This is a genomic window from Legionella pneumophila subsp. pneumophila str. Philadelphia 1, assembly GCF_000008485.1.
In the GTDB taxonomy this organism is placed as follows: Bacteria; Pseudomonadota; Gammaproteobacteria; order Legionellales; family Legionellaceae; genus Legionella; species Legionella pneumophila.
This window is the reverse complement of sequence record NC_002942.5, coordinates 114,930-141,565: the sequence shown is the minus strand read 5'-3', so window position 1 is coordinate 141,565 and position 26,636 is coordinate 114,930. Positions and strand designations below refer to the sequence as shown.

Genomic DNA, 26,636 nt, shown 5'->3' with positions numbered 1-26,636 from the left:
CTCAAGCTATAAAGGATATTCCTCGCCACGGTAATTGGCCACAGGCCAGGTCATTTTGACCTGGCTTTCTTGCTAAGCCCCCTTGCCCGGGTTTTCCAGACTCAAAATACCGGTATTGAAATCATAAGCAAAAATCTCGGCATATCGCCCCCAGTCAATCATTGTTTTCAAAACACGATCTGCTTCTTTCTCGCTTAAATAATCCTCCAGCTTACTCAAAAAGCGCTCTTCTGAGACGCGATGCCCCGCTTTCTCATCCAGTACCCGTCTTATATAACGAGCCAGAGGGACTTTTTCCAATAATCTTTGCGCGAACAATTGCTTACGCTCTTGCAAATCAGCTTCTGAAAATTGTTTTCCTAATTCACTTAACTGAATATCTCCCGCAGACACCTTGGCAAAACCAAGTATCTCCAGAGTTTCAAGAATTGGGAACAGATCATCAATATTCATCATGAGCTCGTCTGCCAGCTCAGGTAAATCAATACGTTCTTCAAAGGACTTCATAGTTTCTATCAGACCGGATAATTCAGAGGGCTCGACATCGGGTAAGCGATAGCCTAAACCTATTTGACGCTCCCTTTGCGCTCGCTTGGCTTTTTCTTTGGGCCCAGTAGTCATTAAAGTATAAATCTTGTCAACCAAGGCAAGGTATTCCGGGCTTTCCGGATCACGGGGTTGGGGAAGAGTCACTGGTAATTCAGCACGAATATAGCCGGGATCATTACCAAAAATCACTATCCTGTCAGCCAAAGTCGCAGCTTCTTCTATATTGTGTGTTACTAATAAAATACCATTGGTATTCGTTTTCTTTTCTTTCCATAACTCCAATAAATCTGATTTGAGGTTTTCTGCAGTAAGTACATCAAGCGCGGAAAAGGGTTCATCCATTAACAACACATCCGGATTAATAACCAAAGCGCGAGCAAAACCAACCCGTTGTCGCATCCCACCAGATAACTCCTTGGGAAAAGCCGATTCGAAACCATCCAAACCTATAATATCTATCGCTTCAATAGCCCTGTGCCTTCTTTCCTCGCGGCTGATTCCTTGTGCTTCCAAACCAAGCTCCACATTTTCCAGGACTGTAAGCCAAGGCATTAAAGCAAACGACTGAAATACCATAGCAATACCTTCTACCGGCCTGGTTACAGGTTTACCGCGGTAAGTCACTGTTCCACTGGAAGGAGCGATAAGACCAGCAATAATCCTGAGTAAAGTGGATTTCCCTGAACCAGATTTGCCTAACAAAGCAACTATTTCGCCTTCCTGTAATTTGAAATTAACATCTTCAAGTACAAGAAGGTGCTGTGAAGGTGCTTTTTTAAAAGATTTGCTTAAATTTTCTATGTTAATAATTGTTTCCGGCATAGGAGTCTCAATTAAAATTAAATCGTTCTTCGGCTAATCGATAAAGCGGGCGCCAAATAAGATGGTTGAAAGCTAATACATAGACACACATCATTGCTGTTCCTAACGCAATTTGCGGGAAGTCTCCCGCTGTCGTACTAGCCTGAATATACTCCCCCAGACCTGTGGCCTTAAGAGTAATATTTCCCCAGCTCACGTATTCAGCGACGATACTGGCATTCCATGCACCGCCTGCTGCTGTAATAGCTCCGGTAATGTAAAAAGGAAAAATACCTGGCAAAGCCAATCTTTTCCACCATATCCAACCCTTTAACCCAAAATTATCAGCCGCCAGATAAAGATCGCGCGGTATACTCGAGGCTCCTGCGATCACATTAAATAAAATATACCACTGTGTGCCCAGGATCATGAGCGGAGTTACCCAAATTTCCACGCTCAAATTAAATTTGACGATAGCAATTACAAATAAAGGATAAAACAGGTTCGCTGGAAACGCTGCCACAAATTGAATAATCGGTTGTATTTTTTGAGCCAGCCTTGGCCTTAATCCTATCCACACGCCAACAGGAATCCATAGCATAGAGCTTAGCAAAATTAATATAATGACCCGAGATCCTGTTGCTGCGCCCAATAAAAAGACATGAAATATATCACTCACCTTCAATTCAGCGAGAATAAATTTCAACAAAAACCACCCGCCAGTAATAACGGCTATCAAAACCAACGCTGTCCACAATCGGTCTAAACGCTTTTGCCTTTTAAAATCAATTTCCTTAACAGCCTTCACCTCACCAATCCTCAGCCAACGAGCATTTACAAAACTATTGGTAAAGACCGCGAGCCACTCCGTCACTCTCTTCATCAAACGACTACTGCGTATCAAGTCAATTAACCAGGATTGATATTCTGACTCATCGGGAGACTGTTCCATTTTAAATTTTTCAGACCAGGCAATAAGTGGCCTGAAAAGTATTTGATCATACAAAAAAATAACGATAACCATGGTCAGAATGGCATATCCCACAGCATGCAAATCCCTCTGGGCTATCGCCAATGCGATATAAGAACCTACACCGGGTAATCTGATATTTTGGTGCGCCACCGAAATAGCTTCTGACAAAACCACAAAAAACCAGCTTGCCGACATTGAAACCATCATATTCCATAACAGTCCAGACATGGAAAAAGGAACTTCTACCTTCCAAAAGCGCTGCCAGGCTGACAACCTGAACATGGCAGAGACTTCAATCAAATCATGAGGAACTGTTTTTAAAGATTGATAAAATCCAAAAGTCATATTCCACACTTGGGCGCTAAAAATAGCAAAAATTGAGGCGCATTCTGGACCTAACAAGCTATTGGGAAATAAATGTATAAACCCGGTGACAGTAATAGATAAAAAACTCAGAACAGGAATCGATTGTAAAATATCAATCGCCGGTATAACAATTTGCTCAGCCCTGCGATTTTTGGCAGCTAAAGCACCTACAATAAAAGTAAACAGAATTGAAAAAATCAATGCGATAAACATGCGTAAAACTGTTCGTAACGCATAAAAGGGAAGATTGGAAGGTTCCAAGGAAATGGGAATTTGATCCCCTAATTGATACGGGGTAGCCATCTGTGAACCGGCCCAACCCAGGAAAAATAACACAGAAAAAGTCAATATAAGCAATAGCAAATCCCATCGATTAATAAATCGACTGAATTTATCAGGATTAGCAAAATAAAACCGACTATTGCCCACTATACCCTCTCTTAAAATTGACGTTACAAGTTTCCTTTAATCTAATCCTTAAATCTAAAAAATATTTATCCATTCCTGAATCAGGATTTACGAAAAACCCCAAGGTCAAGGCAAAAAAGTTTTTAATGAGGGAGTTTAGATAAACTAAACGACCGAATTAAAAACTTTTTTAACAAAGAAATTGGGGTTTTTCGGAAGTCCTGTGAATATAAAATACCATAAATACAACGTCATCGATACCAGACAAACCAACACATTCAACCGTATTCACAAATAATTTTGATTAAATTTTGAACTTTTTCGCGATTCATGTGTCTAATATAGTGAGCATTCTCCCCCGAGTGCTCTACCCCGCTTTCCCCCTCTTTATGCGGGGTAGTATTCGGATTGCACCAAATCCGGATATATAATTCTCCCCGGGATCTTAGCCGGGGATTTTTTTGTAATGAAAAAATGACTAAACTGGCAGTATTGAGATAATCGATGAGAATTTATTATGAACAAAACAATCACAATTGCCTTGAGTTTACTTCTAAGTATTGCCTCAAAACTAACTTATGCTGGGCCAGATAGAGCACAATTGGCAGTTTGGGCTAATGAGGCGATTATTGCCACTTACACTTTTGATTATAAAAATTACATGCAACAACAAAAGGAAATAGCCAAATATTTTTCAGCTGATGGCTGGATAGCCTATAGCAAAGCGCTTAATCAATCAAAACTGCCTGAAGTAGTACAAAAAAATGCCTATTTCGTCAATGCTGTTGCCACAGAACCACCCAAGCTGATCACCCTGGATCCGACACACTGGCAAGCTATCATGCCCATACTGGTCGTATATAAAAACCCCCAATACGAGCAAAAACAAAATTTAAAAGTTGTATTAGGGTTTACCGTAGCATCTCCCGGACAAGGTGTAAGAGGTTTCAGCGTAACCAGCCTGCAATCCACCCCCATCAGCCCGCCATGCCAATGTAAAATTGAAGAGACGCCTGGGAATACTAAACAAGGAGACGCCAAACAATAATACCAATATGCAGCAAAATTAATGAGCTGATTAGAATTAAAATAAAAGTTAGTTTTTTAGGTATGGTAACATCTAAAGCAGATTGTTCAGGACGATTGGGATTATAGTAGACGTCAATTTCTGAGTTATCTCTGTAAGCTATTGCCACTTTATATGCAATACTTCGGGAATATTTACTGTTGGGTGTATTAAATGTTGTATCCAAAAACAAATATTCCCCTGTCAAATCCTTCTCATAAACTTCATAGATATATTCTATTCTAGGCCAAACACTATGCCCTACTCTTGTCCACTCACAGCGCGTGACATGCCCCTTCGCTTTTAACCAGGATCTTGCTTCAACCAAATCTCTTCTTTTTTTCCAAAAATACCAAAAAAGAATTAAAAGAAAACATAGCCATCCTAAATCAAGGATCCATCTCCAAATTATCGGCCACACCATATTCTTTCCCATAAATTTATATTATATGCTATTTCCAGGGAGAGGATCATGCAAAAAAATCAAATTGGAAACCTCGCAAAATTAATCCCAACAGGTATAATCACATCCAATAAGTGATAAAAAAAGGAAATGCAATGACTGCTAAAACTCCTCTTCACACTACGCACTTAGCATGTGGTGCCAAAATGGTGGATTTCCATGGTTGGGATATGCCTCTTCATTATGGATCTCAGTTAAACGAACATCATGCTGTCAGAAACGATGCTGGCATGTTTGATGTCTCACATATGACCATCGTTGATATTTTAGGCGCCGGTGGCCGTCAATTTCTGCGCAAACTGCTAACCAACGATGTCGATCAAATTACTCATAATGGAAAAGCCCTATACAGCTGTATGTGTAATGAACACGGCGGAATTATAGATGACCTGATTGTATATCAACGCGCTTCCGATAATTACCGAGTGGTACTTAATTCGGCAACCAGGCAAAATGATGTGGCCTGGATTCGCGCAAAAAGTGAAGGATTTGCTGTTGGCTTACAAGAAAGGCGCGAATTATCAATGCTCGCTGTACAAGGTCCAAATGCCATAGCGAAAACATTGAGTATTCTTGCACCCGCCCATGTAGATGCCGTTTCGACTCTTACCTCTTTCGAATGCGTTGATGTGGATCACTGGTTTTTTGCTCGCACCGGCTATACGGGGGAAGATGGCCTTGAAATCATTGTCCCTAATGAATTTGTTACCCAACTCTGGAATGATCTCCTGCATGCTGGAGTAACGCCATGTGGATTAGGGGCCAGAGATACCCTGAGATTAGAGGCAGGAATGCTTCTTTACGGCCAGGATATGGATGAAACAACAACCCCACTGGAATCTGGTTTGGCCTGGACAGTAAAGTGGGAGCCGGAAGATAGAGGATTTATCGGAATGGGCGCTTTGGTTTCTCAAAAGCAACAAGGAATTAAACGTAAAATGGTTGGTTTAACCTTGTTGGACAAAGGCATTATGCGTCATGGCCAAAAGGTTATTATTGAAGGCTGCCCTGATGGAATTATCACAAGCGGCAGCTATTCTCCTACCCTGCAGCAATCTATAGCTTTGGCACGAGTTCCCATGGAAACAGGGGAACAAGTACTTGTTGATATACGCGGAAAGTTAATCCCTGCAAAAGTAGGGAAGCCTCGCTTTATCAAACAAGGAAAACCTGTTTAAATTTTAGTAATATTAATATTAAGGATATAAAAAATGAATGATTTGAAATTCACAACAACCCATGAATGGCTGAGAGAAGATGAGGAAGAGGTCACAGTAGGAATTACAGATCATGCGCAAGAATTATTGGGGGATATGGTATTTGTAGAACTACCCGAAATAGGTGATGAAGTGAGTGCAGGCCAAGAATTAGGCGTGGTGGAGTCAGTGAAAGCAGCTTCTGATTTTTATGCTCCCATTAGTGGTGTTGTAACGGCGGTTAACGAAGCCGTTGGTAAAAACCCTGCCCTGGTAAACCACGATCCCTACCATGAAGGCTGGCTCGTGAAGCTAAAGCCCAGCCATCCTGATGAAATCAAAAGCCTGTTAAGTGATGAGCAATATCAAAATGAGATAGCTGAGGAAAATTAATCATGCCTTATATTCCACACACGCCCGATGATACCAAAGAGATGCTAGAGGCAATTGGTGCTCAAGACATTCAGGATTTATTTGATGAAATACCAGCTTCTTTGCAATATGCAGGATTTCAAAATATCCCTGCTGGCATTAACGAAATGGAAATGTTGAAAGAAGCCCAGAATCAAGCCCAAAAGAATCGCAACGGTATATGTTTTATTGGTGCTGGATGTTATGAGCATCATATTCCAGCAGCCGTGTGGGATATTGCATCTCGCGGTGAATTTTTAACTGCCTACACACCCTATCAAGCTGAGGCCAGCCAGGGAACTTTGCAATTATTGTATGAATATCAAACCATGATCTGTGAGTTGACCGGCATGGAAGTATCCAATGCGTCAATGTATGACGGAGCAACTGCGTTAGCTGAAGCAGTACTCATGGCAGTCCGCCTTAATAAACACAGTAAAACCAACAGAGTACTGATTGCAGGCACAGTTCATCCTTTTTATCGCGAAACCATTGAAACGATAGTACGTAATCAGCATATTGAAGTCATCACCCTCCCTTTTGATGAACAGCAAGGAATCACTAATCTTGGCTCTCTCAATCAATACACCGGAGAAGATATTACAGCTTTGGTCATAGCCCAACCGAATTTCTTTGGTTGCCTCGAACAAGTCGATAAAATGACTTCCTGGGCACATCATAACAAAACAATCAGTGTAGCTTGTGTTAACCCGACTTCATTGGCTTTATTAAAACCGCCCGGCTCATGGGGAGAACATGGGGTAGACATCGTATGCGGTGAAGGACAACCTTTAGGCTCACCTATGGCATCAGGAGGCCCTTATTTTGGTTTTCTGAGCACCCGTATGGCCCATGTCAGACAAATGCCCGGAAGAATAATTGGCCGCACGGTAGACAAGGATGGAAAAACCGGTTTTAGTTTAACTCTCCAGGCAAGAGAACAGCATATTCGGCGTGCTAAAGCCACTTCAAACATATGCACCAACCAGGGTTTACTTGTAACAGCAGCAACTATCTATATGAGTCTTTTAGGACCGGAAGGTCTAAGCCAAGTGGCAACTCAATGCCATCAAAATACTCATGAATTGATTACTGCCTTAACACAAATCGAGGGGGTAGAACTGGCATTCAAAGCTCCGTTTTTCCATGAAGCATTGATTAAACTAAACCAACCAGTTCAGTCCGTATTGCAACAACTAGCCGACGCTGGAATTGCTGGAGGTTACGCACCGGAACAACACTACCCTCAGCTAGCCAATACGCTGTTAGTTTGTGCGACAGAGGTGCGTACTGCAGAGGATATCGCGAAATATGCAAAAACATTAAAAACCATAATGTCCAAGCGAGGTGCCTGATGTTTATTGTGCAATTAACCTATTTAGTTCCCATCAATGAAGTAAACAAATATCTGCAGGCACACAGGGAGTTTCTAGATTACCACTACAAACAAGGGTTATTGGTTGCTTCTGGCCCCATGAAACCTCCAACCGGCGGGATTATTATAGCAGCGACAAATGACAGGGCACATTTAGAGTCAGTTTTTAAACAAGACCCTTATTATTTAGCAGAAATTGCTGAGTATCAATTTATCGAGTTTACTCCAGTAAAACACAGGAATGAACTCAAGGAACTTATTCAAAAAACGGAAGGCAAATTATGTTGATTTTTGAATTATCTAAAACTGGTCGCCAGGCAAAAGCCCAAATACCCAGAGCAGTAAGCAAAAACTATTCAATACCCGAAGAATTTCAGCGAAAGTCGCCCCCAAGATTGCCGGCCTGCTCCGAATTGCAAGTGGTAAGACACTTTACCTGCCTTTCCCAAAAGAATTTTTCCATAGATACTAATTTTTATCCTTTGGGCTCATGTACCATGAAATACAATCCCCGGGGTGTTCATAAAGCAGCTTCGCTTCCCGGTTTTATAAATCGCCATCCGTTAGCTATGGACAATGAAAGCCAGGGATTTCTGGAAACTCTTTATAAATTACAAAATTATATTTCTGAAATTACGGGGATGCCCGGTGTTTCACTAACTCCAATGGCAGGTTCACAGGGAGAATTTGCCGGAGTCGCCATGATTAAAGCCTATCACCAGTCTCGTGGCGACACCGCCCGAGATGAAATTCTCATTCCAGATGCGGCGCATGGAACAAACCCTGCCTCTGCGGTAATGTGTGGCTTCAAAGTAGTAGAAATAGCTACCGCTCCGGACGGTGACATTGATCTTGACGAATTAAAAAGAAAAGTAGGTCCCAGGACTGCTGGAATTATGCTAACTAATCCATCCACTTTGGGATTATTTATGCGTCAGATAAAAGAAATAGCCAGTCTTGTGCACCAAGCAGGAGGATTATTATACTACGATGGGGCTAATCTCAATGCTATTTTAGGTAAAGTAAGACCTGGTGATATGGGTTTTGATGTCATGCATCTTAATTTACATAAAACATTTGCTACACCTCACGGGGGTGGCGGTCCTGGCGCTGGCCCTGTTGCTGTTGGCAAACGCCTTATTCCTTACATGCCCTTACCTGTTGTGAAAAAAACCGACTCCGGATATCACTGGGCAACTCGCCAGGATTATCCACAAAGCATAGGAAGATTATCATGTTTTATGGGTAATGCCGGCATTTTATTACGTGCTTATTTTTATATGCTTGTCCTTGGTAAAGAAGGCCTATTGCGCGTATCAGAGTTCGCAACACTTAATGCCAATTATTTACTTAAAGAATTGACTAAAGTGGGCTATACAGCAGCCTATCCTGACAGGCGTGCATCGCATGAATTTATTCTTACTTTAAATTCCGAAAAGAAAAATTATGACGTGACTGCCATGGATTTTGCAAAAAGGTTATTGGACTATGGAGTTCATGCCCCCACTACTTATTTCCCTTTACTAGTACCGGAATGCTTGTTGATTGAACCGCCCGAAACAGAAAGCAAAGAGGAATTGGATGCTTTTGTGGCCGTGATGAAAATCATTCGCGAAGAAGCTAGCAAACAACCTGATATACTCAAAGCTGCGCCCCACACTTTACCAGTCAAAAGACTGGATGATGTGAAAGCGGCTCGCGAACTGGATTTAAATTATTTTGCAACTCACGAGTAACCTGTACAATAGATTTTTCCAATTTTAGCGCAGCAGCTTTCTTTTTATGACAGTTGCTGCGTTTTATGACGGCCAATCTTTTCTCGCCAAAAATCTGATGCTCTTTTATAACAATTCACAAGCTTCCGCATTCCAAGACTCTCAAGCATCGCATTATTAACTTTACAAAATAATGTTATAATCTCATTCCAATGGATCAAATAAATGGTTGTAGAATTGGATGAGACACCAGTCAGAACGTTGCTAGCGCGTCAGGGAATCTATGATAAGAATAGCGCAATCGTTGCCTATGAACTCTTGTATCGTAATAGTGATGCAGAAAACTCACACGTAGATAACCTAAACCAGTCGTCAGGTGAGGCAGCTACCTCCTCTGTTCTAGTACAGTTATTTGCCAATCTTGATGTAAATACCATAATAGGTAATAAACAAGCTTTTATTAATTTCACTCATAGCCATCTTGTACAAAAAATCCCAATGTTGCTTCCTAAAAATAGAATAGTCATTGAAGTTCTTGAAACGGTGGCGATCGACCAGCCATTGCTGCTCAATTTAATGGAATTAAAGAAGCAGGGATATCAAATTGCCCTGGATGATTTTGTCTTCAGGAATGAATTGGCTCCTCTGGTTGATATGGCCGACATTATTAAAATCGATGTGCTTCATCTTGACCAGCAGCAAATCGCAGAACAATTATTACCGCTGAAATCTTTTAGAGGTAAGTTATTGGCAGAAAAAATTGAGGACAAACAACAATTCAATCATTGCGTCAATCTTGGATTTGATTTTTTTCAAGGTTTTTTTCTAAACAAACCGGATTCCTTAACAGGACAAATCATTACTGAAAATAAAATACAGCTTTTAAGATTATTAACAGAAATCAACAATGAAGAGGTACCAATCCAACGCATTGAAGAAATTATCTTACAAATTCCCAAACTTAGCTATCGTATCTTGCGTTTGGCAAATTCTGCCTCTTTGTACATGAGCAAAAAAATAGAATCATTGATGGATGCCATTTCTCAATTGGGATTAATGCAAATACGCAACTGGTTAAATCTGTTACTCTTGGCAAGTCTCGATGATGTCGCACCTGATTTGTTGGAGCGAACATTAATTCGCGCCAAAATGTGTGAATCCTTAGCAAAATCAATGGATTATCCTAACTCTCATCAAGCTTATACCGTAGGCATACTTTCTACTTTAGATGGTATTTTAAATGAGCCTATGCCTTCGCTATTAGCAAAAATTCGGTTAAGTGAAACACTCAATGAAGCGCTACTGAACTACAAAGGGGATTTAGGCAAAATCCTGAAATTTGCTATAGATTATGAACAAGCAAATTTTAATCAATTAGAACGCATTCCTGTAAAAAGCGAAACGCTCTCTCAATCTTATCTTAAGGGAATAGAATACGCCAATCATGTGATAGACATTATTAATAAATAATTGTCGTCCCTATTAGTATTCATTCTGTATTCAACCTGTTTTACAAAAGAGAGTCTTTTGGAAATTGTCCGTATCAGATAAGACAAAAAGGATTTTCATCAGGACTTACGACAAATCCCAATCTCTTTGTTAAAAAAAGTTTTTAATTCGGTCATCTAGTTTATCTAAACTCCCTCATTAAAAACATTTTTTGCCTCGACCTTGGGGTTTTTCGTAAGTCCTGTTCATGTGACGAATTTGCCACTAAATTTTATTTAAAATCACAAAGACCTTAAATTGTCCTTATAGATCAAATAATAGCTTGATGTTTCCTATTGTTTATTTATAATTCATGGAATGTTAAATTTATTCTCTTATTTCAAATTATGATCATACGTGAACTGTTTAATTGGATACACAATGATAGCGCACCCCTTCATCTAAGTGATCAAACGATCGAACGTGATCTTATTGAACAAGAGGAATCACAAGCCAAACAAACTCATCGTGTGCTTCTGGGTAATGTCCGTCTTTTAAAATATAGTGGTTCATCCAATACAGAGGCGATTAAAGAATTAGAGCAGCATTGTCTTTTTATGGATTATCTCCAGTTGTATAAACAAGAGTTTGTTAAGGATGGGAAAAACACTGTTTTTTTAATTGCATTAAGAAACCTGTTATCTCACTCTCATGAAGAGCAACTTCGTCTCATGCCTAAAATTAATGAGTTATTCCAAATATTATTACGAGACAATAAAGAAAGTGCTCTATCTTTTTATGATAAAAATAAGGAATTATTCAGGCACTGTACAGAAATTCAAGAAAGGGTAACATTTGAGCTCTTCCAGCAAAAAATAGAGGCTGACAGTAAATCAGTAATGACTCAGCTAGACTATTTCAATGAACATTTAGCCTACCAGGAAAATCCCTTAGGAATCATTGCGCTATGCCGAAATTGGATTGGTGAAACAGAAAAATTCACTGCTTTAATACTCTGGTTGCTAGAACGCAAAGTAAGCGTTGAAAAAATTCTTCTTACTAATCTGCTGCAGGATTTTCTTAGATATCATTTATTCACTTTGCATTCCAGGGATAATGAAGTTTCTCGCTTATACTCCCTGCTCGGCCATTTCCCTGAAGCTCAGGAACTCGTTATGGCAGCCCAAAAGATAAGCTGTGGAGAATTAATGTTCCAGCAATACTCTCTTGACGGCACTTTTCGGGGTAAAAATCTTCCTGTTGTTTCACCAGAAATCCCCCCTTTGCAATTTTCCTTAAGCAAAGACAATTTTATCGCATTACACCGAACTTTTGGCCCGGCTTTTTTAACTGCAGGAATTGCTACTGCAACAAACCATGACGAAGTAGCTTGGCTGGATATGTTAAGGCATACTCTGAATCAGCCAGAGACACTCAAATTACTGCCCGATATTATCAATATTATTGCCAGAGAATATTCACCGAAAGTCTTAAAAACCCTTGCCGAACTCATTGCGGAGTCCACTGCCCATCAACTTCTTACTCTTAACCAAAGCTGTGTTTTCCATTTACTACAACATAAACCAAGATTGCTTCACGATATTACAGAAGAAAATGTTATTGGGTATATCAATCATCTGGTTCGACTGGATACTCATGATCAGGAAATCATTTATCAGTTAATGGCTTTGTTTAGGGTGTTATTGAAGAAAAACCATCCGGCAACGAAAGCAGTATTCGAAGCAATTCTCGATAATCTTGTAAATCATCCGCAACTGCTGGAGGATGAAGAATTTTTAACACAGTTAAAAAAATATCCAGATTGTGAGCTCCTTTTAGACGAACGTTGTGAAAATATCTTAAAACAGCTTAATTTTTGCATTGCTGAACAAACATCAGGACTACTCTTTGGCAAACATAACTACTTCATCATAGAAGATGTTTGGCTTGGAGCCTTAAGAAAATTTGCAGTACTCCAGCAAATCAACCCACAGATGAAGTTTAGCTTTGGGCATAAGTATGCCCTTCAAGCAAGAATTGCCGAAGTTGTCTTTATCCATCAGGGAGACTTGTTTGATTTAGATACCTTTATCGACGCGTTGGATTTGCCCCTCGTCACCTCATCAGGAGAAATCAGTCCTTACGAACGGGCTCTTATCGAAATTCTTGCCACGATAGATAATGAGCTCATCAGAAAACAAATCATTCAAAAGCTGGAAACAACCCCTTTCAATAGACTTGACTGGCATGAAAGGGAATATGGGAATCAAACTGTTTTCATTAAAGCAGCAAAAAAGGGTAATTTAGGCTTAATCAATTTGCTTGAAGACAAGATGGAACCTTCTGTGCTTAACAAAGCGCTAAGAGCAGCAGCCAAAAACTACCAATGGGAAACATTGGATCATCTTTGTAGCCTTCCTGGTGTTGAGTTAAGGCAAGATGAAATAGATGATCTTGTGGTCTATCTGGCAGAACATGGGCGAATAGAAAGTGTAAAAAAACTCTTGAAATTATATGATTACAAGCCATCCACAGAATTAATTGGCACGATTCTTAAAAAAGCGATAGACAATGATAATTTACAAGTCGTCATGTATTTCTGTAAACTGCCAGTGGAATCACCCAAACAATCAATGCTTGATCGCCTATTTAAATTGGCAATCCAATTACAGCATTGGGACATTGTTGAGTATCTTGCCAACTCAAAGCATTATTCTCCATCCCAAACGACGCTTGAAAAGGCTTTTCAACAAACTGCGCTGGCTATGCAACATGAAGCTGTAGAAATTCTTGGCAATGTGGAAAAGAATCCCGTACGTGCAATAGTTATTGAGCGGGCTTTACTGAAAGCCAGTAAACTGGGGCATACAAAGGTTGTTCAATCGATTTGTGCCTTACCTTCCGAGTCATTAACCAAACAAGCTATTGAAGACGCTCTAGAACAAGCAGCAGCCGAAGGACATTTGGACATTGTCTCCTGCCTCTGTGAGCCAGGAACCACAACGCTAAGGCAACCAGGGATCAATTCAGGAATGAAAATTGCGGTCCAGACAGGCAAATTATCTGTGGTTAATTATTTCTGCTCGATGACAGGGAGCAATAAACCAACTCCCCGCTTAATTGATCAGACATTAGTGATGGCGGCTAAAAAGGGACAAACAGCCATTTTTATGGCTATTCATTCAAACCGCCAGACTCCTCCAGGAAAACATGCTATTGAGCAATCCTTTCAACTTGCTATCACTGCAGGGAAATTACAAATTTTAGACTATTTATGTCGTCATGAAAGTTATGGCCTCAATCAAAGCAGGATAGATCAAGCATTGATTTCAGCAGTCAAATCCAAACAACTGGGAATTGTTAGCTATCTTTGTGAATCTCTGGAAATTACACCCAGTCGAAAAGCACTAAAAATTGCTGTTTCTAAAGCAATCTCCAGTGACCAAACTGAATTAGCTGATTACTTGCGAAGCCGATCCAGTGGCAAATCAAAACCCTTAGATACACCCACTGACGAGATGGCTTCCCCTCTCGAAATTGGTAAACAATTAGCGACTAATGGGCTTTTTAAATATAAAAGAAAAGACGCCAAGGAGCCTCCACTGCTTTTAAATCCTAGTCTTTAAAACTATTGGTCAGTAGAGGAAACTCTCTTTCTTTAATTTTATTTCGTTTAACCTTTTGTATAACCGATTATTTTTGCCCGAAATGATATATTATTGACCGACATCCACAAACAATAACCATATTGGCTTGGGAGTCACTAAGCCATGTGCACTGCCGTTCAATTTGTCTGACTCAATCACTGGTTATAAAGAGAAAATGACGTCATGGGTAAACCAGGTCAGGCAATTGCTCAGCCAATTGCAAGTATAATTTTGTTTAAAACCGTCCAGAAATTTGGGCAGTTTGCACCAAGTATCCCTAATCATCATACTTGGACATCCAGCTCGAACAAAGTCAGAGAATCCATCTCACCATCGTAAATTTTCTTAAACCAAGCTGGTATTTGTTTTGACGATTCAGAAATATATCGTGACCTCTCTTTGCACTGTTCTGGAAGATAACTGTTAAATAATTTTTCTAAAGCGCGGTTATCATCAATTAACAGATTTATTTGGTTAACCAGATAATAAGTTTCTCGGGGTTTAATTTTTTGTCGGTGACCATACTTATCAAGCCATTTCAATGAAGCCAAACCAATAAATAAAGACCATGCACAAAATAAGCGATACGGGCGTCCTTCAATAATTGGGATGCTCTTTACATAAGCCAGTGAATGGTGTGCATGAATAACCAAACTCTCGCGCAAGCTATTCTCTGAAGAAATAAAATAACGCCCACTTGTTTCATCATCCACTCTATCTTTCAAGAGATTGATTTTTTGTAAAAAGAAACCAAAGTGAAAGGCTTGATTTAACAGACTGGCTGTCCACTTAAAATTAGATAGTAAATCAGTAAATATGTGTGACAATAATTTGCCAACTAATCCTGCAACAAAAAAACAGTATTGATTAGTGGTAACTAATGAAGGAAATACGATTTTGCCTTCCATATGATAATGATTAAGGAAATAATGCATTCCATCCACTACTTGCAAAATTGTTTTTATCACAGATTGCTTGATGGATTCAGGTAAATTATCTTTTTCTTCCAACAAAAGAGGGACGGCACATAGAAGTTGTTTCTCCCCTAATGGAAGCTGCGAAGGAAAGCTAGAAAGCCATTTTGTGAATTGATCGTTTGCCGGTGTTTGAACTAAAAATGATTTAAAAGCAGCAAATGAATCACTTTGTGTTTGAAGATCTTGCCATTTGGCATCTTCAATACTGTCTGCAACACGCAAAAGTAAATAACTCAACGCAACCCATTCTTTTGCTGGATAAGTTAACTGGCTTATACAAAAACTAAAACTTCTGCTTACATTTTCTAGATGTTGGTAATAAAAAGAAAACGATCGCATAACCATCAGCCAAGTTGATGTTCGCTTTTCGATAACGCCTGTTTTATTCTCTCGTAATTTTCTTCCACTGTTTTTGACAACTCATCATATGAAATATAATTTTTCCATACATGCATTAAAGAAAATAAATACAGAAACCCAAACTCCAGGTCGTTTTCCAATAATGTATTACTGTACTTGATAAAGCTATCTAAATTTGAAAAGGGTTTTGACAGTGGCTTTATCCTGGATTGCTCCATGTCTTGAAACATTTGATCAAAAGCCTCCTGCATATAACGCGGGAACGGGATATTGCCATCAAAAACTCGGTGATCAACACTCATGCCTACAGGCAAAACATCTTGCACCTCAAATGTGTTATTTGTTTTATTCCAGACTTGTTTTCTTTCGATTTCTGTCAGAGTTATTTTAAACGTTTCATTTGGAAATAAGGGTGAAACCGCTGCTTGATATCCCCAATGACCAATATTGCTTAAAGAAATAGCAGGTCTGGCAAATAAGAAATCACGGTACACTCGCTCGTGCCGTGGAGTTAGCAAGCGATTGACTACCTCGATTAAATAGGGATGCTCTTTTTGTAATGATTGTGTTTTTTCATAACAATACTTCATGATGCGCATGTCATGCTGAATGTGTTGCGCTAATTCAGTCATAGTCATCTCATGGCAGTTTTTAAACTCAATCGCACCTAATTGATCACTACCTGGAATCTTTACCGCAAGCGCTACGTAACTATTGTGCGAGTGGTACAGTTTATGATTGAAAATATAATTTCTCGTCTGCGGATTATCAAAGCAAGCTTTACTCAATGCTTGTAGCATGAGGCAAGTTATTGTTTCCGGTTTAAATTTCTTTTCAAAAAAACAAACAGGAGTAACATTTATATTAAAAATAGCAGACTCAGTTGGTAATTCGGGGTCATTCCAAATTGCTGAAAGTAATTTACGAATATTGGTCGGTTCAATGGCTTTGTCTTTTTCAAAATCATGCGATAAATTCTTCATCAATAAAGGCATGGTATCCATAAACAATTGCCAATGGGCTGAAGGCGTTAAGCCAATTTTTTTAAGCATCCAATGGTGTTTATTATTGATATTATTGAGCAGTTTCAGTGCTCCCTCCTTGCCTAATAGAATACCAAGGGTAGTCAAATATTGCTCATGCGCAAATACGGTATTTATCAGCTCATCTTCAAAAATTGCTAATTTTTTCCTTAAATAGTCTTTATTTGGCAACCCAATCTGACGATATAAATCGTACTCGTCCATATGCCGGCTTTCATCTTCAAGGACTGTTTCAAAAATAGTTACTGCGATGTTTTTCTCTTTCATTGCAATGCATAATTCTTCTACCCATCCTTCTCCAACCAAATTGACCAAGGTGATAGAAGTGGCCAGATCCTCTTCGCCTTCAAGAGAAGAAATAAAATGATTGATACTCTTTTGATGACCAAGTGGTAATGCGTAAGGAGCGGACAACTGAAACGCAACTTTTGCAAAAACAGTGGCATGGAAAATCTCGTCGGTAATTTGTTGACGCATTTGTTGATACAAATCTGTTCCACGGAGTTTCTCTAGAGATTTTATAAGCCCTCTTAGGCCAATTGTTTCTAATTGCGCAAACAAGGAAAATAAATGAATATAGATAAGCTTGTCATGCTCAAGTTGAAAAGGAATTTCGTTGTAAAATATCTTGTCCATTCGGCTTTTGATGGTTTCCTTTTCCTCGTCATTCAATACAGACCAAGCATTATTTAAAGACCGCTCCGCAGCCCAAGTTGGTTTTAACAAATCGCCTAACTGAATCATAAATTAACCCCAATCCATTTGTTATATTGCAAACGCCTACACTCTTCCGGAGCACATACGAATATTTAAGGGCAAGTGTACTATTGAAAGCGTTTTTGTGGATATTGTCATATACTGATTGTAATTGCTACTGGATCCCAGCCTGAAAATAACCATAGATAAAAAATGCGATGTCCATCAGATAAAAAAAGACTTCTTAAAATTATCTTATCGATAGCGATAAACCCCCTTTGCTCAATGAGTTATTCACAAATCTCGAGAGTCTGAGATGACTGGTTTTCGGCTCACTCCGACTTCTCAACAGGGTAGACAAAGTACGACCTGATATCTCATACAAACCAAAGTACGTTAGCTGATTGACGAGTCATTTAAAATCAAATCTCTATAGTAAAATAAGCATCCCGGAACTGTTTGCAATGCAGCAATATAACAAAAGGGACTGATTAGAGAGAGGAACTATTATCTCAATGGAAAATAATTGATTTTAATAGCAAAAATATCTTTGCTATTAAAAAAAAATAAGTTATAACACTCTTAACTACATCAAGGATTGATTAGTGCAAATGTTGGGTCAACATCTCAGTAAATTCATGTTGAGTTGACTGTATAATTTTCATGGAGTGAAAAATGAATAGTAAAGTATTTTCGCAACGTTTTAATCGTGAATTGGCAACTCTGGGATTCCCCGAGGATTTAACAGAAAAAACGAAAGCCGTATCAAAAGTATTTGGTGTCACACGCCATTTGGCTAATGCAATGATATTTGGCCACGTTCTTCCTGATAAAGAACAACTGGATAAAATCGCAGAAATTCTGGAAGTTTGTCCTCAATGGCTAAGCGGGGCAACGGATAGGAAAAAAGCCTACTCAGGCCGTGAGACTGCTGATAGTGTGTAATAAACCTGGAATTTCATGTATACTGTAAGCTAATAGACAGCGTTTGCTAAAATTATTTACTTTGCAAACGCTTTTTTCATTGTTGGGTTATTAAAATCATGGAATGCTTAAGTTTCTGTGTGGCCAAAACCATAGACTTGACTCGTCTTGATCTTCATCTAAAAAACGTCTCTAAGGAATTTAGTGCTGTAAAAACCCGAGATGTAATAAGATTAAATTCTCATAGAAACAAAGATCACACCCTGTTCATTTTTAAAAATGGAACTGTCGTATCTTGGGGTGTAAAAAGATACCAAATCCACGAATACCTGGATATTATTAAACTGCTTGTAGACAAACCTGTAGCACTTTTGGTGCATGATGAATTTCATTATCAAATTGGTGATAAAACAGCCATAGAACCACATGGTTTTTATGATGTGGATTGCCTGACCATTGAAGAAGACAGTGATGAACTAAAGCTCAGTTTGTCTTACGGCTTTTCTCAATCTGTAAAATTACAGTATTTCGAAACCATTATTGACGCATTGATTGAAAAATATAATCCGCTGATTCAGGCCTTATCTCATAAAGGAGAAATGCCTATAAGCAGAAAACAAATTCAACAAGTTATTGGTGAAATTTTAGGTGCCAAAAGCGAGTTGAATTTGATTAGTAATTTCTTATACCACCCCAAATATTTTTGGCAACACCCCACTCTAGAAGAGCATTTTTCCATGCTTGAGCGCTATTTACATATACAAAGACGCGTCAATGCCATTAACCATCGTCTTGATACGCTTAATGAAATTTTCGACATGTTCAATGGTTATTTGGAAAGTCGCCATGGCCATCACTTGGAAATAATTATTATTGTATTAATCGCAGTAGAAATTATAATTGCGGTTATGAATTTCCATTTTTAGGGTTTTTCCCTTAATTTATGCCCACTCTAAAATCCTATTTTCTCAAAGACACCTCTTTGCGCACGGAAATACTTGCTGGAGCAACGACCTTCCTTACCATGGTTTATATCGTTTTTGTCAATCCAAAGGTCCTGCACGATGCAGGAATGGATCAAGGCGCGGTATTTACCGCCACTTGTTTGATAACCGCTTTCGCCTGCGCATTAACAGGCTTCATAGCCAACACACCGATAGGTGTAGCGCCAAGTGTGGCTTTAAATATTTATTTCTCTTACAGCGTAGTACAAGGGATGGGAGTTGACTGGCAACACGCCTTGGCCATGGTATTCATTTCCGGCTTGCTTTTCCTGTTTCTTACCCTCACCAAATTAAGACGCCTCTTGGTTGAAGCAATCCCTCATAATTTACAAATAGCCATTGTTATAGGCATCAGTTTGCTAATCGCCTTAATTGCTTTAGAAAATAATCAAATCATTATTGGTGACCAGCACAATTTAATGCGATTAGGATCTATCATCAGACCAGAAACAGGACTCTTTTTCCTGGGGTTTATTCTTATTCTTACTCTGGATTATCATAAGATTCCAGGTGCCATCATCATTGGGATACTGAGCATCAGTGTCTTAAGCTTGATATTGGGCTTGACCAGTTGGCAAGGTTTGATTGCTATGCCGCCGTCGCTTGAACCTACGTTTTTGCAGCTCGATTTTTCTGGTCTTTCCAGTATCGTGGCTTTAAAAACCATTTTTACCTTTTTTCTGATCACCGTGTTTGATGCGACAGGATCATTAATTGGCTTACTAAGTCCAACCATTTTTAAACATGAAAAAAATTATTATAAACGCCTAACTCGCAGTTTAACTGCTGATGCAGCCGCATCTTCCCTCGCAGGCCTAATGGGCTCAGCCAGTACCTCACCTTATATTGAGTCAGCAACCGGAATTGAAGCCGGTGGGAGAACCGGGCTAACTGCGTTAGTCATTGCAACTGGATTTATTCTGATGCTGTTTCTTTTTCCACTTGCCAAAATGATTCCAAGCTTTGCGGTTGGACCGGCTTTACTCTACGTAGCGTGTTGCATGATAAAACATATTACTAATATGAAATTACAGGATATCACCGAAACAGCGCCTTGCATGGTCATCATCATGATGGTGCCATTCACCGCTTCGATTGCCGATGGAATAGGTTTGGGAATTATACTTTATACCCTCCTTAAATTATTTACTCGTCAAAAACCCAATCCTTTGATTATTGTTTTAAGTCTTGTTTTTACCGTTTTCTTTCTGATTAACTAAGTGAGTGTGATCTTTAAATCCAGGATAAGCCGTAAAACCTCCATAAAAAACTTGTCTGCTCTCAAAAACTGCAAACAAAAGTTTCTTTAATTTATTGAATTTAGTAGTATTTAAATAAGTGAATTATGCACAAGATAGGTCGTTATCTTAAATCGTTCGTTTAATTTTTCGTGCCAAAGCTTCGAGATGATACTTAGGCATCGGATATCGAATGCTTCTTATATAGTACTTGTCCATAACTCACGCTAGATAGCCAAATAACTGCCATAAGCTCATAGTTGGCCTAATCGCGATGAATTATTATGCTTGAACAATCATTACGACATTATTATCAGCTTGTCTTGGTAGATCCCATACTACCTGCTTTACGTGACAGGATAACGCCATTGTCCATTACCTGGTTGTCGGGAATATTTGGCTTGTTGTTTATTCCTTTTGTCTTATTAGACAAACCTTATATTGCAATTAGCTTTCTCTTGCTTTCTGGATACCTGGATACTCTTGATGGTTCGTTGGCCCGCTTTCAAAACAGAGCCTCTGATTTTGGCTCAGCAATGGATATCGTCATAGATAGAATTGTAGAATTTTCTGCTGTTCTTGCTTTGTATCTTTTTGATCCACAACACCGTGCCACTTTAGCCATTTTAATGTTAGGCAGTATTTTGCTCTGTATTACAAGTTTTCTGGTTGTGGGAATTTTTTCCAACAATACTACTCAAAAAAGTTTTTATTACAGCCCGGGGATAATGGAGCGTGCCGAAGCATTTCTATTCTTTATTTTTATGACATTATTTTCCAGCTGCTTTAATTTTCTTGCCGCTCTCTTTTGTTTTTTAGTCTGTTTAACCGCGTTGATAAGGCTTTTTGAATTTAAAAAAAGTGTACAGGCTCCAAGTTAGCGAAACAATAAGTTTTCCGAAGCCTGATTTAAAACTTTCTCTGATTTTATGCTGACTACAATACAAAATCTTGTATAATTTACAGCAATTCATAAAAGAGGCTTACAATGTTGCGTATCCTTTTGTATTTTCTCTTACTCATTAATACAACATTTTGTCTGGCAAAGACTGAAAAAGCCATTTTTGCAGGTGGATGTTTTTGGTGCATGGAAGCAGACTTTGACCATCTTCCTGGAGTCCTGTCCACCACATCAGGATTTGATGGGGGCACTCTTAAAGATCCAACTTATGAACAAGTTTCCGCCGGGAATACCCATTACGCCGAATCGGTAATGGTGGAGTTTGAACCCAATAAATTAAGTTACAAAAAACTGGTTGAGTACTTCTTTAGGCATATTGATCCTACCGTCAAAAATGCGCAATTTTGTGATCATGGCAGTCAATATCGCAGTGCAATTTTTTATCTTAACGATCAACAAAAGAAAATTGCCATGGAATACAAAAAAGAGTTAGAGCAAAAATTCCCCACAGTTTATACAGAAATTGCTCCATCAACTTCTTTTTATCCGGCAGAAGAATATCATCAAAATTATTACAAAAAAAATCCTATACGTTATAAGTATTATCGATATCGTTGTGGCCGAGATACCCGAATTCAAGAGGTTTGGGGTAATAAAAAATAAAAGAATAACTCTTAATCATGATCCATAGTTTTATCGCTTATCAAAAAAGAATAAGCAATTCATGAGAAAACACGCTAATCTAATAAATAATAATTTTTAATTTTTTACTAATACAATTATGATTACTCAAGTTAACCAATTAGATGAACTTCAATTAAAAGACTTAAAAACATTAAGAGCAGAGTGTAAAAAAAATGATGGCAGCATCCCCAATCTATATATCCATATATTGAAACAACACCGCTCTCTTCCTACAAGCTTCCTTTATTATCAAAACGGGGCCTTGATTGGATTCTTGAGTATTTATTTCTTTTATGATGATGCTGTTGAAGTTGCTGTTCTGGTTAGTCCCCAATATCGCAGACAAGGGATTGCCAAACAATTAATAAAGGAAGCATTACCCTTAATTAAGTCTCAAAACTACTTTAACTTGATTTTTTCATGCCCCTCACGCCTCAATGATAACTGGTTAACCTCAAAAGGATTTACCTACCTGCATAGCGAATATTTCATGGAACGTGATGATTTAAATCCTATACTCGATTACATACGTCCATTGTCCTTTCGCATGGCGACTTTAGAGGATATTCCCATATTATGTGGCCTCGATGAAGTATGTTTTCCTGATAAAAACCAAGACTCGGTTCACCGATTCCAACAAATTCTTAACGAAAGAGAATATGAAATTGTAATAGCCATGCTCAATAATCATCCCATAGGAAAATCCCATATTCGCTGGCAAACCAAAAGGGCTACCTTGTCTGATATTGCCATATTGCCTAAAGAACAAGGAAAAGGATTTGGTTCTGCCTTGATTGCTCATTGCATCAATATGATTTTGAGCGAAGGCAAATCCCGGGTGGACCTTGACGTTGAAACCCATAATAAAAAAGCATTAAATCTGTATATTCAGCTTGGATTTCATATTCAAAATGCTTGTGATTACTGGTCAATTAATGTGAATCAACTTGCAAAATAAAACTGTTTATTCTTTTGTTACAAATTACATATTATAAATATGGCTTGACATAATTAAAATCTCACCATTAGTATTGCGAATGGCGATAGAGGAAGGCTTGTTTTATCAAAAATAAGGATAATTAATGAAAAAAAGGGTTGTTATTACTGGTATGGAAATAACGTCATCCATAGGATCGGGAATTGATAAATTTTGGCTTGCTGCATCTCAAGGTCAATGCGGAATTAAACGCATCCAATCTTATGATCCATCCCCCTATTCGACCCAAATAGCAGGTGAGATTACAGACTTATCTCTCGACCATCTCCCCGAATTCAACAAAAGCAAACGTTATCCTCGCGCTGCTCAGTATGCATTATTTTGCGCACATCATGCCATCGAGAAAGCAGGGCTTGAGCAAGCTGAGCTCAATGCAGCAGGCACCTTTATAGGCACAAGCATTGGCGGTCAACCTGAACTGGAAGCAGGTTACAGGTTATTCTTTACAGACAGCTGGAAGAAAATCCCCCCTCTTAGCGTGATTAGGGGGATGCCCAATTCAATCGCCAATCATATCGCAATTGCTTTTGGCATAGGTGGACCAAACTCAACCATTTCCAATGCCTGTGTTTCATCCGGGGAAGCGATAGGCATGGCTTACCAACAAATTGCCCATGGCAATTTGACCACAGCTCTTTGCGGAGGAACAGAATCTTTAGTCTGGGAATCGGTTATGGCTGCCTGGTGTAAGCTTAGAGTAATGTCAACTAACAATGAAAATCCCTCACAAGCCAGCAGACCGTTTGATCTCAATCGGGATGGAATGGTTATGGCGGATGGGGCTGGGATATTAATTCTTGAAGAGCTACAACAAGCAAAAGCAAGGGGAGCACAAATTCTCGGAGAAATCATTGGCTATGGCGCAAGTTGTGATGCATTCCATGTCACAGCGCCAAACTCACAAGGACAAGCAAGAGCTATTGTTGCTGCTTTAAATGATGCCAAATTATCAATTAACGATGTCCATTACATCAACGCACATGGGACAGGAACCCAGCTCAATGACAGCACAGAAACAGAAACGATTAAAATGGTTTTCGGTAAAAGAGCCTATGACATCCCGATTACTGCTCAAAAAGCCATGACAGGACATGCGATTGGGGCAGCAGGAGCAATGGAAATCATTGCAACAACACTAAGCTTGCAAAAAAACACGCTGTTACCAACTATTAACCTGCATACCCCAGACCCAGCCTGTGATCTGGATTATGTGCCTAATGCTGCGCGAGAAAAAACCATTGATATTGCTTTATCCAACCATTTCGCTTTCGGTGGAGCAAATGCCGCTTTAGTTCTGCGCAAATACATTAGTTAAGAATATAAATAGCTTACGCTAAACAGCAATTGATTATTATATAAATGGGTCAATCGTGGCCCTTTGGTAATATTAACTCCATCACCACCCAAATAACTTTTCCCTAAGTCTGCGAACTCATATCCTACACCGACCTGCCAGTTACGATTTAACATTTTTTGAACACCGGCCCCCACACTGTAAGCAAAAGCATAAGTGGTGTTTGACGCAAACCATGGTGCAGGAAACAGGAATTGATTGATAGAAAGAGTCCTGTAATCATGGGCATTATTAAATGCTATTCCAAAACTACCGCTCAGATAAGGTTGCACGGGTGTAAATGCACTTCCTATCAGTTTGCCTTTTAGCTCTACTCGTGCGTGATTCACTTTATAGTCATACGTATAGACATTAAGGAGGCCATTCAGGTTGACATCACCAGTAACCTTGGCATCGCTTACTCCCGCTACCCCTAAACCCAATTGACCAATCATTTGGGGATTGATCGCACGCTGCAGCCCAAAGAATATCTCGCCATTGGCTAAAATAGTCGTCGGAGAATCATGGGTAAAATAAAGATAATAATTTGGCGGTAAATTGGGATTGAAATTATTAATATAGACTGGAGACATTGGATAAATATACTGATTTTGTCCAGGTGTTGCCCAAGAAGGTCCTCCACTCACTGTAATAATAGAGGACCAAAGTAAGGGAATTTCTTCGTCATAAATGGGTTCTGAAGCGGAAAGATTCATACTAAACAAAACACATAATCCGGTGAGCAATATTTTTTTCAGCATATCCCATCCTTTTGATTACAAATCAGCCCTCTTGATTCAGGCTCTTTAATGAACTGATTTTAATAGAAGTTATTTGATTTTATACCCTAATTAATCTCATTTTTCTAGGGTGCGTTGACAATTCATCTGGCTCACCAGAATAGCAGGATCATGATAAGAAAAATTATTAATCTGAAAGCCATCTGAATCGAGGATAATTCACTCGAAAATGGACCATAAGAGGTATATAATCGCTCTATTTTGCGGAATTGAAAGGTAAACCAATGAATTCTTCTCTTCGTGATATAGCAAACCTTGTTCAAGGTATGGTTATTGGCAATGATGCCATCACTGTTTCCACACTATCACCCATAGATAATATACTTCCCGGATCTTTAGTTTTCGCCGAAGGTGAAGACAATATCAAACTTGCTGAAAACTCTGAAGCAGCAGCTATTCTTATTGGTCAAGGTACTATCGATTCCCCAAAGCCATTAATTCAGGTAAAAAACCCTTTTAAAGCATTTATTGCCTTACTCAACCATTTTTATCCCCCAAGGAGAATATCTCCGGGGGTACACCCCACTGCTGTAATAGGTGCAGAAGTACAATTAGGTGATGAAGTTTATGTTGGGCCATTCGTAGTCATTGAATCAGGAAGTATTATAGGCAACCACTCGGTGCTCAAAAGCCATATTCATATCGGCCATAATGTGGTCATTGGAGATCACACAACCATTCACCCCCAAGTCACTATTTATGATAATTGCCGTATCGGTTCGAATGTCACTATCCATGCCTCTACAGTAATAGGTTCTGATGGCTTTGGGTATACTTTTGTTGATGGCCAACATCTCAAAGTACCTCATTCGGGATATGTGGTAATTGAAAATAATGTCGAAATTGGAGCCAACACAGCGATAGATAAGGCCACATTAGGTGCTACAGTGATAGGTGAAGGTACAAAAATTGATAATTTGGTACAAATCGCTCACTCAGTCAAATTAGGCAAGCATAATATTATTTGCGCTTTTACTGGCATTGCCGGCAGTACCACTACCGGAAACAATGTCATCTTTGCAGCCAACGTGGGAGTGAGTGACCATGTTCACATCGAGGATGAGGTCATATTAGGCGCACGTACAGGAGTTCCTCCACACAAACACTTAAAAAAAGGGACGGTATATCTTGGTAATCCGGCAAAACCTAAAGATGTTGCGATTAAGCACGAACTGTCAGTGAATCGTATCCCATTAATACGAAAAAACATTAAATCACTTACCGAGCAAGTGGCTGTAATTAACAAAAAACTTGATATTAAAGCAAAAGAGGTAGAGTAAC

At 39.1% G+C, this 26,636-nt stretch carries 22 protein-coding genes; 16 read left to right on the top strand and 6 right to left on the bottom strand.

The genetic code is table 11. The features are described from left to right. Nucleotides 1-72: 72 nt before the first annotated feature. Nucleotides 73-1,371, bottom strand: coding sequence for an ABC transporter ATP-binding protein (locus LPG_RS00620; protein ID WP_010945883.1), 1,299 nt, complete (start codon nt 1,369-1,371; stop codon nt 73-75). Between the two features lie 7 nt (nt 1,372-1,378). Continuing rightward, a complete protein-coding gene (locus tag LPG_RS00615; RefSeq protein WP_010945882.1) occupies nt 1,379-3,118 on the bottom strand; it encodes an ABC transporter permease in 1,740 nt (579 codons plus the stop codon). Nucleotides 3,119-3,614: 496 nt separating this feature from the next. Here LPG_RS00615 and LPG_RS00610 point away from each other — a divergent pair, with 496 nt between their 5' ends. Beyond that, complete coding sequence (locus LPG_RS00610) at nt 3,615-4,145, top strand: DotI/IcmL family type IV secretion protein (RefSeq protein ID WP_010945881.1); 531 nt, start codon at nt 3,615-3,617, stop codon at nt 4,143-4,145. On the opposite strand, the gene LPG_RS00605 is transcribed toward LPG_RS00610, so the two are convergent. After that, the gene (locus LPG_RS00605) at nt 4,120-4,587 is read right to left on the bottom strand and encodes a DUF3592 domain-containing protein (RefSeq protein WP_011945317.1); all 468 of its coding nucleotides are present in this window, start codon (nt 4,585-4,587) and stop codon (nt 4,120-4,122) included. The genes LPG_RS00610 and LPG_RS00605 overlap by 26 nt on opposite strands. 134 nt (nt 4,588-4,721) lie before the next feature. Between LPG_RS00605 and gcvT the strand changes: the two genes are divergently transcribed. From gcvT to LPG_RS00570, 7 genes are all read left to right on the top strand, one after another. Then, nucleotides 4,722-5,804: a glycine cleavage system aminomethyltransferase GcvT gene (gene gcvT / locus LPG_RS00600; RefSeq protein WP_010945879.1), complete on the top strand. Its 1,083-nt coding sequence runs from the start codon at nt 4,722-4,724 to the stop codon at nt 5,802-5,804. 33 nt (nt 5,805-5,837) lie between these two features. Beyond that, nucleotides 5,838-6,215 carry a glycine cleavage system protein GcvH gene (gene gcvH / locus LPG_RS00595; RefSeq protein WP_010945878.1) on the top strand — a complete coding sequence of 126 codons (378 nt, stop codon included), beginning with the start codon at nt 5,838-5,840 and terminating at the stop codon, nt 6,213-6,215. Between the two features lie 2 nt (nt 6,216-6,217). Then, the gene (gene gcvPA / locus LPG_RS00590; RefSeq protein WP_010945877.1) at nt 6,218-7,588 is read left to right on the top strand and encodes an aminomethyl-transferring glycine dehydrogenase subunit GcvPA; all 1,371 of its coding nucleotides are present in this window, start codon (nt 6,218-6,220) and stop codon (nt 7,586-7,588) included. Further along, the gene (locus LPG_RS00585) at nt 7,588-7,896 is read left to right on the top strand and encodes a YciI family protein (RefSeq protein ID WP_010945876.1); all 309 of its coding nucleotides are present in this window, start codon (nt 7,588-7,590) and stop codon (nt 7,894-7,896) included. Before gcvPA ends, LPG_RS00585 begins: the two co-directional genes overlap by 1 nt. Next, on the top strand, nt 7,890-9,344 hold the full coding sequence (gene gcvPB / locus LPG_RS00580; RefSeq protein ID WP_010945875.1) for an aminomethyl-transferring glycine dehydrogenase subunit GcvPB: 1,455 nt from the start codon (nt 7,890-7,892) through the stop codon (nt 9,342-9,344). Before LPG_RS00585 ends, gcvPB begins: the two co-directional genes overlap by 7 nt. Before the next feature lie 204 nt (nt 9,345-9,548). Then, on the top strand, nt 9,549-10,793 hold the full coding sequence (locus LPG_RS00575; protein ID WP_010945874.1) for an EAL and HDOD domain-containing protein: 1,245 nt from the start codon (nt 9,549-9,551) through the stop codon (nt 10,791-10,793). A gap of 365 nt (nt 10,794-11,158) precedes the next feature. Further along, entirely contained in the window at nt 11,159-14,377 is a 3,219-nt protein-coding gene (locus LPG_RS00570; RefSeq protein ID WP_015444950.1) for a hypothetical protein, read from the top strand. Between the two features lie 305 nt (nt 14,378-14,682). Here the strand turns inward: LPG_RS00570 and LPG_RS00565 are convergent, their stop codons facing one another. Beyond that, entirely contained in the window at nt 14,683-15,720 is a 1,038-nt protein-coding gene (locus LPG_RS00565; protein WP_016356707.1) for a squalene/phytoene synthase family protein, read from the bottom strand. After that, the gene (locus LPG_RS00560) at nt 15,720-17,522 is read right to left on the bottom strand and encodes a 2-oxo acid dehydrogenase subunit E2 (protein ID WP_010945871.1); all 1,803 of its coding nucleotides are present in this window, start codon (nt 17,520-17,522) and stop codon (nt 15,720-15,722) included. The genes LPG_RS00565 and LPG_RS00560 overlap by 1 nt, the downstream gene beginning before the upstream one ends. A 627-nt stretch (nt 17,523-18,149) precedes the next feature. Here LPG_RS00560 and LPG_RS00555 point away from each other — a divergent pair. The 7 genes from LPG_RS00555 (at nt 18,150) to LPG_RS00525 (ending at nt 24,537) form a co-directional block, all read left to right on the top strand. After that, the gene (locus tag LPG_RS00555) at nt 18,150-18,419 is read left to right on the top strand and encodes a hypothetical protein (protein ID WP_010945870.1); all 270 of its coding nucleotides are present in this window, start codon (nt 18,150-18,152) and stop codon (nt 18,417-18,419) included. 98 nt (nt 18,420-18,517) lie between these two features. Next, nucleotides 18,518-19,324, top strand: coding sequence for an RMD1 family protein (locus LPG_RS00550; protein ID WP_010945868.1), 807 nt, complete (start codon nt 18,518-18,520; stop codon nt 19,322-19,324). 17 nt (nt 19,325-19,341) lie between these two features. Next, complete coding sequence (locus LPG_RS00545; protein ID WP_010945867.1) at nt 19,342-20,622, top strand: NCS2 family permease; 1,281 nt, start codon at nt 19,342-19,344, stop codon at nt 20,620-20,622. A 302-nt stretch (nt 20,623-20,924) separates the two neighbouring features. Next, nucleotides 20,925-21,521 carry a CDP-alcohol phosphatidyltransferase family protein gene (locus tag LPG_RS00540; protein ID WP_010945866.1) on the top strand — a complete coding sequence of 199 codons (597 nt, stop codon included), beginning with the start codon at nt 20,925-20,927 and terminating at the stop codon, nt 21,519-21,521. 107 nt (nt 21,522-21,628) lie between these two features. Then, entirely contained in the window at nt 21,629-22,204 is a 576-nt protein-coding gene (gene msrA / locus LPG_RS00535) for a peptide-methionine (S)-S-oxide reductase MsrA (RefSeq protein WP_010945865.1), read from the top strand. Nucleotides 22,205-22,322: 118 nt separating this feature from the next. After that, nucleotides 22,323-23,183 carry a Dot/Icm T4SS effector N-acetyltransferase VipF gene (gene vipF, locus LPG_RS00530; protein WP_010945864.1) on the top strand — a complete coding sequence of 287 codons (861 nt, stop codon included), beginning with the start codon at nt 22,323-22,325 and terminating at the stop codon, nt 23,181-23,183. Nucleotides 23,184-23,307: 124 nt separating this feature from the next. Further along, a complete protein-coding gene (locus LPG_RS00525; RefSeq protein WP_010945863.1) occupies nt 23,308-24,537 on the top strand; it encodes a beta-ketoacyl-[acyl-carrier-protein] synthase family protein in 1,230 nt (409 codons plus the stop codon). Here the strand turns inward: LPG_RS00525 and LPG_RS00520 are convergent. Further along, nucleotides 24,534-25,316, bottom strand: a complete 783-nt coding sequence (locus tag LPG_RS00520; protein ID WP_010945862.1) for an outer membrane protein — start codon at nt 25,314-25,316, stop codon at nt 24,534-24,536. The two genes, LPG_RS00525 and LPG_RS00520, sit on opposite strands and share 4 nt — an antisense overlap. 263 nt (nt 25,317-25,579) lie before the next feature. Here LPG_RS00520 and lpxD point away from each other — a divergent pair, with 263 nt between their 5' ends. Continuing rightward, nucleotides 25,580-26,635, top strand: coding sequence for a UDP-3-O-(3-hydroxymyristoyl)glucosamine N-acyltransferase (gene lpxD / locus LPG_RS00515; protein WP_011212755.1), 1,056 nt, complete (start codon nt 25,580-25,582; stop codon nt 26,633-26,635). The last annotated feature ends 1 nt before the right edge of the window (nt 26,636 follow it).